This is a genomic window from Spirillospora sp. NPDC052242 (assembly GCF_040679555.1).
Lineage (GTDB): Bacteria > Actinomycetota > Actinomycetes > Streptosporangiales > Streptosporangiaceae > Spirillospora.
This window is the reverse complement of record NZ_JBFAUZ010000045.1, coordinates 21,988-35,119: the sequence shown is the minus strand read 5'-3', so window position 1 is coordinate 35,119 and position 13,132 is coordinate 21,988. Positions and strand designations below refer to the sequence as shown.

At 71.4% G+C, this 13,132-nt stretch carries 11 protein-coding genes; 6 read left to right on the top strand and 5 right to left on the bottom strand.

From position 1 onward, the window contains the following. Nucleotides 1–26: 26 nt before the first annotated feature. The 5 genes from AB0L25_RS30780 to AB0L25_RS30760 all read right to left on the bottom strand — a co-directional run bounded on the left by AB0L25_RS30780 (nt 27) and on the right by AB0L25_RS30760 (nt 6,738). The gene (locus AB0L25_RS30780; protein WP_500176278.1) at nt 27–887 is read right to left on the bottom strand and encodes a ParA family protein; all 861 of its coding nucleotides are present in this window, start codon (nt 885–887) and stop codon (nt 27–29) included. 186 nt (nt 888–1,073) lie between these two features. Further along, nucleotides 1,074–2,189, bottom strand: a complete 1,116-nt coding sequence (gene xerD, locus AB0L25_RS30775) for a site-specific tyrosine recombinase XerD (protein ID WP_500176235.1) — start codon at nt 2,187–2,189, stop codon at nt 1,074–1,076. A 38-nt stretch (nt 2,190–2,227) separates the two neighbouring features. Next, nucleotides 2,228–2,866, bottom strand: a complete 639-nt coding sequence (locus AB0L25_RS30770) for an NUDIX domain-containing protein (protein ID WP_500176234.1) — start codon at nt 2,864–2,866, stop codon at nt 2,228–2,230. Further along, complete coding sequence (gene pyrG / locus AB0L25_RS30765) at nt 2,863–4,566, bottom strand: CTP synthase (RefSeq protein ID WP_500176233.1); 1,704 nt, start codon at nt 4,564–4,566, stop codon at nt 2,863–2,865. Before pyrG ends, AB0L25_RS30770 begins: the two co-directional genes overlap by 4 nt. Nucleotides 4,567–5,007: 441 nt before the next feature. Continuing rightward, entirely contained in the window at nt 5,008–6,738 is a 1,731-nt protein-coding gene (locus tag AB0L25_RS30760; protein WP_500176232.1) for a hypothetical protein, read from the bottom strand. A gap of 518 nt (nt 6,739–7,256) precedes the next feature. On the opposite strand from AB0L25_RS30760, the gene pip reads away from it, so the two are divergent. The 6 genes from pip (at nt 7,257) to ehuB (ending at nt 13,130) form a co-directional block, all read left to right on the top strand. Further along, nucleotides 7,257–8,225 carry a prolyl aminopeptidase gene (gene pip, locus AB0L25_RS30755; RefSeq protein ID WP_500176231.1) on the top strand — a complete coding sequence of 323 codons (969 nt, stop codon included), beginning with the start codon at nt 7,257–7,259 and terminating at the stop codon, nt 8,223–8,225. A gap of 651 nt (nt 8,226–8,876) precedes the next feature. Continuing rightward, nucleotides 8,877–9,425 carry a diaminobutyrate acetyltransferase gene (gene ectA, locus AB0L25_RS30750; RefSeq protein ID WP_500176230.1) on the top strand — a complete coding sequence of 183 codons (549 nt, stop codon included), beginning with the start codon at nt 8,877–8,879 and terminating at the stop codon, nt 9,423–9,425. Nucleotides 9,426–9,479: 54 nt separating this feature from the next. Further along, nucleotides 9,480–10,742 carry a diaminobutyrate--2-oxoglutarate transaminase gene (gene ectB, locus AB0L25_RS30745; protein WP_500176229.1) on the top strand — a complete coding sequence of 421 codons (1,263 nt, stop codon included), beginning with the start codon at nt 9,480–9,482 and terminating at the stop codon, nt 10,740–10,742. Nucleotides 10,743–10,834: 92 nt separating this feature from the next. Then, nucleotides 10,835–11,230 carry an ectoine synthase gene (locus tag AB0L25_RS30740; RefSeq protein ID WP_026405913.1) on the top strand — a complete coding sequence of 132 codons (396 nt, stop codon included), beginning with the start codon at nt 10,835–10,837 and terminating at the stop codon, nt 11,228–11,230. Beyond that, complete coding sequence (gene thpD, locus AB0L25_RS30735; protein ID WP_500176228.1) at nt 11,227–12,135, top strand: ectoine hydroxylase; 909 nt, start codon at nt 11,227–11,229, stop codon at nt 12,133–12,135. The genes AB0L25_RS30740 and thpD overlap by 4 nt, the downstream gene beginning before the upstream one ends. Nucleotides 12,136–12,242: 107 nt before the next feature. After that, nucleotides 12,243–13,130, top strand: a complete 888-nt coding sequence (gene ehuB / locus AB0L25_RS30730) for an ectoine/hydroxyectoine ABC transporter substrate-binding protein EhuB (RefSeq protein ID WP_500176227.1) — start codon at nt 12,243–12,245, stop codon at nt 13,128–13,130. The last annotated feature ends 2 nt before the right edge of the window (nt 13,131–13,132 follow it).

Below are 13,132 nucleotides of genomic sequence, written 5' to 3'. Positions count from 1 at the left end.
TTACGCGTCCCGTCGCTCGGGTCGGGCTAGGCGGCCCACTTGGCGAGGACCTCGCGCGCCAGCGCGCGGTAGGCGTTCGCCCCCATCGAGTTGGGGTCGAAGAAGGTGATCGGCTCGCCGGCGACGGTCGCGTCGGGGAAGCGCACGGTCCGGTTGATGACCGTGTGGAACACCTTCTCGCCGAACGCCTCGACGATCCGCCCGAGCACCTCGCGGGTGTGCAGCGTGCGCGAGTCGTACATGGTGCCGAGCACGCCGTCGATGACCAGGGTCGGGTTGATCCGGCCCTGCACCTTCTCGATCGTCTCCATCAGCAGCGCGACGCCGCGCATCGCGAAGTACTCGCACTCCAGCGGGATCAGCACGCCCTCGCTGGCCGCCAGCGCGTTGACCGTGAGCAGGCCGAGCGACGGCTGGCAGTCGATCAGGATGTAGTCGTAGTGCGGGATGGCGGACTTCAGCGCCTGCTGCAGGATGTACTCGCGCCCGACCTCGTGGACGAGCTGTACCTCCGCCCCCGACAGGTCGATGTTGCTCGGTAGGAGGTCCATGCCCTCGACGCTGGTATCGATGACCACGTCCTCCCACTCGGTGTCGGCCTCGAGCAGCAGGTTGTGGATCGTCACGTCGAGCTGGCGCGGGTCCCCCTTGCCGAGGCCCACCGACAGGGCGCCCTGCGGGTCGAAGTCCACGAGCAGGACGCGGCGGCCGTACTCGGCGAGCGCGGCGCCCAGATTGATCGTCGTCGTGGTCTTGCCGACGCCGCCCTTCTGGTTGCAGATGGCGACGATGCGCGCGGGCCCGTGCTCGGCCAGGATCTCAGGTTCCGGGAATTCGGGCACGGGTCGCTGAGTCGGGCCGAGGGCCCGACTCGGATCGGTCTCTATGGTGGCGGAGGACAGCCCGTCCGCACCGTTCGTGCTGGTCACCAGATCCCTCCCCGGCGGCCGGAAATGCCGTCCAGAACGGGGACTCTATGGCCCCCTACCATGCCCTCACAAGGCGACGCGCGCCGATCGTCGGTATTTGTCGGTGCCGCATCACCGAGAATTCCCGCCCGGTAAGGCGGCCGGTCAGGCGCTCCTCGCACGGGGGTGCGAGGTGGCGTACACCTCGCGCAGGAGCTGCACCGTGACGAGAGTGTAGACCTGAGTGGTGGTCACCGACGCATGCCCGAGCAACTCCTGGACGACGCGCACGTCCGCCCCGCCGTCCAGCAGATGGGTGGCGAACGAGTGCCGGAGGGTGTGCGGCGAGACGTCCGACAGCTGGGCCCGCTCGGCGGCGGCGCGCAGCACCATCCACGCGCCCTGCCGCGACAGCCGCCCGCCGCGGGCGTTCAGGAACAGCGCGGGGCCGCCCCGTCCCGCCCCGGCCAGTTCGGGACGGGCCCGCACGAGGTAGGCGTCGACGGCGCGGACGGCGTAGTCCCCCACGGGGACGACGCGGTCCTTGCCGCCCTTGCCGGCCACGCGGGCGACGCCCTCGGCGAGGTCGAGGTCGTCGACGTCCAGCCCGACGGCCTCGGAGATCCGGGCGCCCGACCCGTACAGCAGCTCCAGCAGGGCGCGGTCCCGCAGGCCGCGGGCGGTGCGGCCGTCCGCGGCGGACCAGCCGGACGCGGCGGCGAGCAGGCGCTCGACGTCCTGCACGGAGATCGCCTTCGGGAGGCGGCGCGGCGGCGTCGGCGGTTTGACGCCGTGGGCGGGGTCGTCCGGGGCGAGGCCCTCGCGCAGCGCGAACCGGTGCAGGCCGCGGACGGCGACGAGCGCGCGCGCCGCCGAGCCCGCCGACAGCGGCGGATGGTCGGGGTCGCCCTCGCGCAGGACGAGCAGGAAGCCGCGGACGTCGTGCTCGGTGATCTGGTCGACGGCGGTGCGGCCCATCAGCCGCATCACCCGCAGGTACCGGCTGAGGTCGCGGCGGTAGGCGCTGAGCGTGTTGGCGGCCAGACCGCGTTCGACCGCCAGATGCCCCAGGTAGGCGTCGACGGCCGCCGCCAGCGGCGACGCCGGCGCGGCCGTCCCCGTGCCCGCCGGGACGGCCTCGGCGACCGGGTCGTCCGGTCCGCGAGGGGCCGCGTGGTCGGGGGCGGGCTCGGCCGGGGGGCGTCCGGTGCTGCGGCGGGTCGTGCGCGGAGACAGTGCGGCACCTCTTCCGGCGGTGGCGGCCGATGGGGACCCGCCCATCATGCCCCCTCGCGCGGCGCGAGGGGGCGTTGATGGCCTCAGCCCTCGGGCGCGTCGACCGGCCGCAGCCCGGCGAACCCGGCGGCGCGGGCGGCGTGCGCGGCGAGGATGCCGGTCGTGGCGATCATGTTGTGCACCTCACCGGCGAGGACCTTCCGGACGGCCTCGTCGAGCGGCACCCACACGGCGGGCATGTCGGCCTCCTCGTGGATCCGCTCGAAGTCGATCTGGTCGGCGGGGACCTCGGTGACGTCGCGGGCGAGGAAGATGCGGACCCGCTCGTCCGACATTCCGGACGACGGGTACACGTCGACGAGGGTGTCCCAGCGTTCGGCCCGGTACCCGGCCTCCTCCAGCAGCTCGCGCCGCGCGAGCTCGTGCAGGGGCTCCCCGGCCACGTCCCGCAGCCCGGCGGGCGCCTCCCACAGCAGCCGCCCGACCGCGTGCCGGTACTGGCGGACGAGCAGGACGCGGTCGCGGTCGTCGAGCGCGATCACGCCGACCGACCCGAGGTGCTCGATCACGTCCCGCCCGACGACCTCGCTGCCGTCGCCGCGCGGCATCTCCACCCGGTCGCGCCGGACGTTGAACACGTGCCCCTTGAAGGCCGTGGTCTCCTCCACGACGCGCCAGCGCTCCGGGCGGTCTCGGACGTCGTCCGGGCCGAGGCCGCTCACGGCGCGGTCACGGCGCCGTGCGCCCGGCCTCGGCCGTGCTCCCCGGCGTAGCCGATCGCGGCGGCGATCAGGCCGGTGAACAGCGGGTGCGGGCGGGTCGGCCGGGAGCGGAACTCCGGGTGCGCCTGCGTGCCGACGAAGAACGGGTGCCGGTCGCGGGGCAGCTCGGCGTACTCGACGAGCCGGCCGTCCGGCGACAGGCCGCTGAACCGCAGCCCGGACTCCTCCAGCCGGTCGCGGTAGAGGTTGTTCACCTCGTACCGGTGCCGGTGCCGCTCGGAGATCTTCGACTCCCCGTACAGCTCCCGGACGATCGAGTCCTCGGCGAGGTCGGCGGGGTAGAGGCCGAGCCGCATCGTGCCGCCCATGTCGCGCTCGCCGGCGACGACGTCGAGCTGGTCGGCCATGGTCGCCACCACGGGGTCGGCGGTGGTCGCGTCGAACTCGGCGCTGCCCGCGCCGGGGATCCCGGCGAGGTTGCGGGCCGCCTCGATCACCATGCACTGCAGGCCGAGGCAGATGCCGAGCAGCGGGACGCCGTTCTCGCGGGCGTGCCGGACGGCGCCGAGCTTGCCCTCGATGCCGCGGACGCCGAACCCGCCGGGGATCAGCACGCCGTCCACGCCGTCCAGCTCGCGCTTGGCGCCCTCGGGCGTCTCGCAGTCGTCGCTCTTCACCCAGCGGATGCGGACCTTGGCGTCGTTGCCGAACCCGCCGTGCCGGAGCGCCTCGGTGACCGACAGGTACGCGTCGGGCAGGTCGATGTACTTGCCGACGAGGGCGATGGTGACCTCGTGCGCGGGCCGGTGGACGCGCCGCAGCAGCTCGTCCCACGCGCCCCAGTCGACGTCCCGGAACGGCAGGTCGAGGCGGCGGACGACGTAGGCGTCGAGCCCCTCGGCGTGCAGCACCTTCGGGATGTCGTAGATGCTGGCGGCGTCGACGGCGGAGACGACCGCGTCGCGGTCGACGTCGCACATCATGCTGATCTTGTGCTTGAGCCCGTCGGTGATCGGCCGGTCGGAGCGGCACACGATCGCGTCGGGCTGGATGCCGATGGAGCGCAGCGCGGCCACCGAGTGCTGCGTGGGCTTGGTCTTCAGCTCGCCGGACGGGCCGATGTAGGGCAGCAGCGAGACGTGCAGGAAGAAGCAGTTCTCGCGGCCGATCTCGTGCCGGATCTGCCGGACGGCCTCCAGGAACGGCTGCGACTCGATGTCGCCGACCGTCCCGCCCACCTCGGTGATCACGACGTCGACCTCGGCGCCGTCGGAGCCGTCCGCCATGCCGCGGATCCGGTCCTTGATCTCGTTGGTGATGTGCGGGATGACCTGCACGGTGTCGCCGAGGTACTCCCCGCGCCGCTCCTTGGCGATGACGTTCGAGTACACCTGGCCGGTGGTGACGTTCGCGGAGCCGTGGAGGTCGGTGTCCAGGAAGCGCTCGTAGTGCCCGATGTCCAGGTCGGTCTCGGCGCCGTCGTCGGTGACGAAGACCTCGCCGTGCTGGAAGGGGTTCATCGTGCCGGGGTCGACGTTGAGGTAGGGGTCGAGCTTCTGCATGGTGACCCGCAGGCCGCGGAGGGTGAGTAGCCGGCCCAGGCTGGACGCCGTCAGACCCTTGCCGAGGCTGGAGGCGACACCGCCGGTGACGAAGAGATGCTTGGTAGGACGAGTTCTACCAGTGGCTGCCGAAGGCAAGAAGGCGCTCCCGTGGTCGTTGCGATGCGGACGGTACCGCGTTGAGCCTGGAAAAGGCTCACTGTCCACGGGCCACCAGGATAACAGCCGCGCGCCGGTGAGGTGTCCGGAGGGCGAACGTCCGGCAGCGCCCCGCTCCTGGTCAGGGGCCGAACCGTCCGAACGCACCCACCACCGAACACGCCCCGATGGCCCGCCGCACGGCGGGCGCCGAACCCGACATCATGCCGCCCGCCCCCGAGCGGCAGGTGCGGCCCCCACCGCCGACAGTCCGCCCCCCGAGGCGGCGCGGGCGGCCCCGCACGATGCCGACAATCCGGGCCCTGAGGCGTCGCGGCGGTCGGAGTGGCTCTGTGGCGGCGGCTCGATCCGAGGGGCGGGCCGGGTCGTGACGACGAACGGGACGGCGCGGTCGCACCGTCCCGTTCGGTCTTCCGTGCGTCAGAGGCGGGGCGTGGCCGCGGTGGGCATGATCGTGCGGAGCTGGCGGGTCAGCTCGTCGATCAGCGAGCGCGCCTGGTCGGCGGCGTTCTTGGCGGCGTCGCGCTCCTGGGACAGCTCGGCGATCGCGGCGCGCTGCTCGGTGACCGCCTGGGCCAGCTGGTCGACCCACTGGTCGCGCTCGGCGAGCTTCTCGGCCACGGCGTCGCGCTCGGCGGCCATCTGGCGCATCCCGGCCACCGCCTTGTCCCGTTCCCGGCCGGCCTGGTCGGCGCGGCCGCGGGCCAGGGTGAGCTCGGACTCGGCGCGGGCCTGGCCCTGGACGGCCGCCTCGCGGGCCCGCTCGGCGTCCTCGCGGCCCTTGGCGGCGGCGTCGCGCTCGCGCTCGGCCTTCTTGGCCGCCTCCAGCGACTGGGCGGCGGTGTCGAGGGCCTGCTGCCGCTCGGCCTCGGCGGCCTCGGCGCGGCGCTGCGCGTCGGTGGCGCGCCGCTCGGACTCCTGGGCGCGGCGCTCGGCGTCCTGGGCGCGGCGGTCGTTCTCCTGCGCGCGGCGCTCGGCGGCCTCGGCGCGGCGCCGGGTCTCGTCGGCCTCCTTGCCGGCGGCGACCACGGCGTGCTGCAGGTTCTGCGCGGTCATCTCCGCGTCGGACACCTTCGCGCGCAGCGCGGTCAGCTCGGCGTGCGCGGTCTCCAGCGCCCGGGACAGCTCGGCGGCCTGCTCGGCGGCGCGGTCGCGGTCGGCCTCGGCCGCACGGCGGCCGCCGACGGCGTCCTCGACGGCGCGCAGGGCGTCGTCGCGGGCCTCGCTCATGGCGTCCCGCTGCTGGATGGCCTGCCGGACGGTCGCCTCCGCCTCGGCGACGCGGCGTTCGGCCTGCTCCGCCTGGGCCCGCGCCTGCGCGGCCTGGCCCTGCGCCTGCTCCATCTGGGTGCGGGCCTGCTCGGCCTGCGCGCGCGCCTGGTCGGCCTGGACGCGGGCCTGCTCGGCCTGTCCGCGTGCCTGGTCGGCCTGGGCGCGTCCCTGCTGGGCCTGGTTCCAGGCGGCGGCCGCGTCGCGCTGGGCGGCCTCCTTCTCCGTCTGGAGGGCCGCGATCTGGGTGACCGCCTCGTTCTGGACCTCGGTGGCGCGGCGCTCGGCCTCGGCGATCTTGCGCTCGGCCTCGACGGCGCGCCGGTCGGCCTCCTCGGCCTGCCCGCGCGCACGCTGCACCTCGCCCCACGCGGCGGCCGCGTCCCGCTGCGCCGACTCCTTCTCCGCCTGGACGGCCGAGACCTGCGAGGCGGCCTCGTTCTGCGCCTCGGTGACGCGGCGTTCGGCCTCGACGGCGCGGCGGTCGGCCTCCTCGGCCTGTCCCCGCGCACGCTGCACCTCGCCCCACGCGGCGGCCGCGTCCCGCTGCGCCGACTCCTTCTCCGCCTGCAGGGCCGAGACCTGCGAGGCGGCGTCGTTCTGCGCCTCGGAGACCTTGCGCTCCCCGGCGGCGAGGGCGTCGCCGATGAGGTCGGCCATCTGGCGGAGCCGCTCGACGATGTCCCAGGGCTGCGCCTCGGGCTGCTCGGGCTCCGGCCGGACGGTGTCGCCGGGCGGGTCCGACTTGGTCATCTGGATCGGCTGCTGGGCGGCAGGCACGGAGACGTCCGACCCGCGCGACGGGTCGCGTCCCATCGCGGGCCAGGGGGAGCCCGGGTCCGGGACTCCGCGCGAACCACCCGATCCGTTCAGCTCGCTCACTGCTCTCCTCGACTGGCGGCACGGGGCCGCGTTCGCGGGGCTGGTGTGCACGTCGTGTGCGCGGGGCCGCCCGTGGACATGGCGCTCGCTTCACTCCTCGCCCGCAGGCTCGTCGCTTCGCTCACGGAAGGCACTCTAGTCCGGACCGGCGAAACGTTTGCCCAGTTTGGGGTTTAGTTTCGTGGTCCCGATCCGGCGTTCACGCACGCAGCGCGCCTGATCAACCCCCTATCACGGTCCCGCGCGGGTCCGTTGCGGGCTTCCCCGGACGGTGCCATGACTCACACCCGAACGCCACCCCGGCACGCCCCGCGAAGACCGGACGAACGAACACACCGAGCCCGAAACCTCCCGAGCACCCACCACCCCCGTCCGCATGGCCGCCCGACCACGACCGCACCGCACGACTGCACGGCACGGCCGCACGGACGGCCACACGGGCGGCTGCGCGGGGCGGGGTGGGGGCTTTCGGGGTCGGGCGCACGCGCGGGCGCGCGCGGGTGCGAGAATTCCGGGCCATGGAGCTTCGCACCCTGTACCCGCCGATCGAGCCGTACGAGTCCGGGCTGCTCGACGTGGGTGACGGCAACCGCATCTACTGGGAGGTATGTGGCAATCCGGACGGCAAGCCCGCCGTCATGCTGCACGGCGGCCCGGGCGGCGGGTGCAGCCCTGCGCACCGCCGGCAGTTCGATCCCGAGGCGTACCGGATCGTGCTGTTCGACCAGCGCAACTGCGGCCGGAGCGAGCCGCACGCCAAGGACCCGGAGGTGTCGCTGGAGGCGAACACCACCTGGCACCTGGTCGCCGACATGGAGCGGCTCCGCGAGCACCTGGGGATCGACGGTTGGCTCGTGTTCGGCGGGAGCTGGGGCAGCGCGCTGGCCCTGGCGTACGCGCAGTCGCACCCGGAGCGCGTCACCGAGCTGGTGCTGCGGGGCATCTTCACGCTGCGGCCGTTCGAGCTGTACTGGTTCTACCAGGAGGGCGCGTCGCTGATCTTCCCCGACCTGTGGGAGCGGTACGTCGAGCCGATCCCGGAGGACGAGCGCGAGGACCTCATCTCCGCGTTCCACGAGCGGCTCAACTCGTCCGACCGCGACGTGCGGGTGGCGGCCGCGCGCGCCTGGTCGACGTGGGAGGGGTCGACGCTCACGCTGCGCCCCGACGAGGAGCTGGCGGGCGGCTTCGGCGAGCCCGACTACGCGGTGGCGTTCGCCCGGATCGAGAACCACTACTTCGTCAACGAGGGGTTCTTCGAGGAGGACCAGCTGATCCGGGACGTGGACAAGATCCGGCACATCCCGGCGGTCATCGTGCAGGGCCGCTACGACGTGTGCACGCCCGTCGCGACGGCGTGGGATCTGCACCGCGCGTGGCCGGAGGCGGACTTCCACATCGTCGACGACGCCGGGCACGCCTACAGTGAGCCGGGAATCCTCCACCATTTGATCGAGGCGACCGACAGGTTCGCCCGCACCCGCTGAGCCGCCGGACGGGCCTCGGACCGCCCTGGCCCGTCCCCGCATCCCCTCTCCGGCGTCCCGGCGCCGGTCCCTCCGTTTACGGTTCCTCACTGAGCGCTGTTGCGGCCCGTCCGAAACAGGTTCGGCCCGCGGTGTCCAGAACCCCCTGCGGCGGACGTCCTGAACGTCCGAAACCTGCGATCGCCTTACCTGTGCGTGCGTTCACCCTGACGTCGAGGTAAGCCCTTCGGGGGCTTGCGGGACAGCCCGCGCCCCTCCCAGAACCCGCGCCGGCGCCACCGCTCCCACCCGCCCCACCAGGAGTGATGAGAGGCCCTCCCGGGGCCGGCCGACGTGACGCCCACCGCACCCGGGCCGTTGACGTTAAATCTATGTGACTTACCTCACACAACCGATACACAAAATGCCTCTGCAAGCGATGACAGGACATTAAGCTTCCGTTCAGGAAGGCGATCGACGCCTCCGGACGCGCGGTCGGCAGTACCTCCTGCGTATCGCAGGGAAATGGCGCCTCAGCGGTGACGCCGCACCGACTTAATTTCACTAGAAATTGTTAAGCGTATCACCATACCCACTGCGCAGCCTGGCTAAACATCTCGCAGATAACATTCCTCTGCGATCACGGGCCGAGATTCGCTAAGTTGCCTGGACATGGCAGCGCAATCCCTGGAAACACCGACCCGACGCCCGGACGCGAACGAGACGAACGAGGACGTGCGACTCCAGGAGCCCAGCCTTACCGACGGGCCCGAGATGTGGCGGCTCGCCCGGGACTCCAAGGTCCTGGACGTCAACTCGCCGTACAGCTACACGCTCTGGTGCCGCGACTTCGCCGACACCTCCGTCGTCGCCCGCGACGGCGGCTCGGCCTGCGGCTTCATCACCGGCTACACCCGTCCGTCCAGCGCCGACACGTTCTTCGTCTGGCAGGTCGCCGTCGACCACGACCACCGCGGGCAGGGCCTGGCCCGCCGCATGCTCGACGACCTCGCCGACCGCCTCGCCGGCCGCGGCCACCGGTACATGGAGGCCACCGTCACCCCGGACAACGCCGCGTCGACCGCGATGTTCGAGTCGTTCGCGCGGGCCCGGGGATGCGAACTCGTCCGCAGTCCGCTGTTCGGCGCGGAGCACTTCCCCGACGGGGGACACGAGCCCGAGGTGCTCTTCCGGATCGGCCCGTTCACGGCCGCCGACTGACGCACGATCCGACATCCCGCTGCTCACTCCATCCCAACCTGCCGGAGGCAGATCATGGACACTTTCGCCCGTATGGAATCGGAAGTCCGCGGCTACTGCAGGAGCTGGCCCACGGTGTTCACCAGCGCCCAGGGCAGCCACATGACCGATGAGAACGGCCGCACCTACCTCGATTTCTTCGCCGGTGCGGGAACGCTGAACTACGGGCACAACAACCCGCAGCTGAAACGCCGCCTGATCGACTACCTGGCGAGCGACGCGATCGTCCACAGCCTGGACATGTACACCACGGCCAAGCGGGACTTCCTGGAACGGTTCAACGAGTACGTGCTGTCCCCGCGGGGGCTGGACTACAAGGTCCAGTTCCCCGGCCCGGCGGGCAACAACTCGGTCGAGGCCGCCCTCAAGCTCGCCCGCAAGTACACCGGCCGCGAGACGGTCGTCAGCTTCACCAACGCCTTCCACGGCATGACGCTGGGGGCGCTGGCGGTCACCGGCAACTCGATGAAGCGCACCGGGGCCGGCGTGCCGCTCGGCCACGGCGTCGCGATGCCCTACGACAACTACCTCGACGGCCGCACGCCCGACTTCCTGCTGTTCGACACGATGCTGGACGACAGCGGCAGCGGCCTCGACAAGCCCGCCGCGGTGATCGTCGAGACGGTGCAGGGCGAGGGCGGCATCAACGTCGCCACCGCCGAGTGGCTGCGCGGCCTGCAGGACCTGTGCCGCCGGCACGAGATCCTCCTGATCGTCGACGACGTGCAGATGGGCTGCGGCCGCACCGGCCCGTTCTTCTCGTTCGAGGAGGCCGGGATCACCCCGGACATCGTCTGCCTGTCCAAGTCGCTCAGCGGCTACGGGCTGCCGTTCGCGGTGACGCTGATGCGCCGCGAACTGGACGTCTGGGAGCCCGGCGAGCACAACGGGACGTTCCGCGGCTTCAACCCCGCGTTCGTCACCGCCGTCGGCGCCCTGGAGGACTACTGGACCGGCCAGGGCATGGAGAAGCAGACCCTCGCCAAGGGCCAGCAGGTCCAGACCGCCCTCGAGGAGATCGCGCTGTCGCACGCCGGCGCCATCGACGGGGTGCGCGGCCGCGGCCTGGCCTGGGGCCTGGTCATGAAGGACCCGGAGACGGCCCCGAAGGTCTGCGGCGAGGCGTTCAAGCGCGGGCTGCTGATGGAGACGTCCGGTCCGGAGGGCGAGGTGGTCAAGCTGCTGCCGCCGCTCACCGTGACCGAGGCCGAGCTGAGCCGCGGCCTGGAGATCATCGCCGACTCCGTCGAGGCCGTCCGCACGACCGTGACGGTCTGACCGACCGTCCCGTACGGGGTCCGGCGCCCGTCCCGCACGGGCGCACTGAGGGGCCGTCAGCGGCTGCCCCCCGCGATCGAAAGAGGAGATCAATGATCGTTCGTTCCCTGAAGGAGATCATCGGCACCGAGCGCGATGTTCAGGCGCCCACATGGCACAGCCGCCGCTTCGTGCTGGCCAAGGAGGGCGTGGGGTTCTCGATGCACGAGACCGTCCTGTACGCCGGGACCGAGACGAAGATGTGGTACGCGAACCACATCGAGGCCGTCTACTGCATCGAGGGCGAAGGGGAGCTGATCAACCACGAGAACGGTGAGAAGCACCGTATCGAGCCCGGCGTCATGTACCTGCTGGACGGGCACGAGCACCACACCCTGCGGGCGCACACGGACGTCAAGACGGTCTGCGTGTTCAACCCGCCCGTGACCGGCCGGGAGGTCCATGACGAGAACGGGGTCTATCCGCTGCTCACAGAGGAGGACGCATGAGCATCATCGAGAGCCACCCGACGATCGACGACGCCTACCCCACCCGCAAGGGGACCGAGGCCGCGCTCCTGTACCGCCAGGATCCGGTCGTCTACGGCAGTCCGAGCGACGGTCCCATCGACGAGGCGACGCTCGACTCCTTCGAGACCAACGGGTTCCTGAGCGTCGACCAGCTGCTCGCGCCGGAGGAGGTCGAGGACTACCGCGCCGAGCTGCGCCGGCTGTCCGCCGACCCGGAGATCCTGGCCGACGAGCGCACGGTCACCGAGCGCGGGTCCGACGAGGTCCGGTCCATCTTCGAGGTCCACAAGATCAGCGAAGTCTTCAACGCACTGGTCAAGGACCCGCGGGTCGTTGGCCGGGCCCGGCAAATTCTCGGCTCGGACGTTTACGTTCACCAGAGCCGGGTCAATTACAAGCCAGGCTTCACCGGTAAGGACTTCTACTGGCACTCGGACTTCGAGACCTGGCACGCGGAGGACGGCATGCCTCGGATGCGCGCGGTGAGCATCTCCATCGCGCTGACCGAGAACTTCGTGCACAATGGCGCCCTCATGATCATGCCGGGCTCGCACAAGACGTTCGTGGCGGCCGTCGGGGAAACTCCCGCCGACCACTACAAGGAGTCCCTGCGCAGCCAGGAAATCGGCACCCCCGACCCGAACAGCCTCTCCATCCTCGCCGACAAGCACGGCATCGAGCTGTTCACCGGGCCCGCCGGCTCGGCGACGATGTTCGACTGCAACTGCATGCACGGCTCCAACGGGAACATCACGCCGTTCCCGCGCTCCAACGTGTTCATCGTGTTCAACAGTGTGGAGAACACGTGCGTCGAGCCCTTCTCGGCGCCTTCACCCCGCCCCACGTTCATCGGCGCCCGCGACTTCACCCCCGTTCGCGACTGACCCGGTGGGCGTAACAATTCCATAACCCGACCGAGGTAGTTGCGCCCGCGGAGGCATATCGTCTCCGCGGGCGCAACGCACACCACCCCCCACGCAGGAGTTCAACGATGACTTCCTCACGACGCGATTTCCTCCGCTCCGCCGTTCTGCTGTCCGCCGCGGTGCCCCTCGCCGCGGCGGGTTGCTCCACGACGGACCCGGAGGCCGAGGTGAGCGGCGGCGGCACCCTCCAGAAGGCGAAGGACGCCGGCAAGATCAAGGTCGGCTTCGCCAACGAGGCCCCCTACGGCTTCACCGACAGCTCCGGGAAGCTGACCGGTGAGGCCCCCGAGCTCGCCCGCGTCATCTTCAAGAACCTCGGCATCGAGGAGATGGAGGGAGTCCAGGTCGACTTCGGCGGCCTGATCGGCGGGCTGAACGCCAAGCGCTTCGACGTCATCGCCGCCGGCATGTTCATCACTCCCGAGCGCTGCCAGTCGGTGGCGTTCTCCGACCCCGAGTACGTCGCGAAGAGCGCCCTCATGGTCAAGGAGGGCAACCCGATGGGCCTGACGGACGGCAAGACCCTCGCGGCCGAGAACGCGAAGGTCGGCGTGCTGACCGGCGCCGTCGAGCAGGGCTACGCCGAGAGCCTCGGCGTGAAGGACGTCCAGACCTTCCCAGATCAGGCGAGCGCCTACTCGGGCCTGAAGTCCGGCCGGATCGACGCGATCTGGCTGACCCGCATCTCGCTGGCCGACCTGCTGTCCAAGCACGAGGGCGAGGGCTTCGAGGTCACCGACGCGTTCACGCCCGTCGTCGACGGCAAGGAGCAGTTCGGTGCGGGCGCCTTCGCGTTCCGCAAGGCCGACACCGAGCTGCTGAACGCCTTCAACGGGGAGCTGAAGAAGCTGAAGGACGGCGGCAAGCTGCTGCCGATCCTCCAGCCGTTCGGCTTCACCGAGGCGGAGATGCCCGCCGCGGGCGACACCGCCGCCAAGTTCTGCAAGGGCTGACC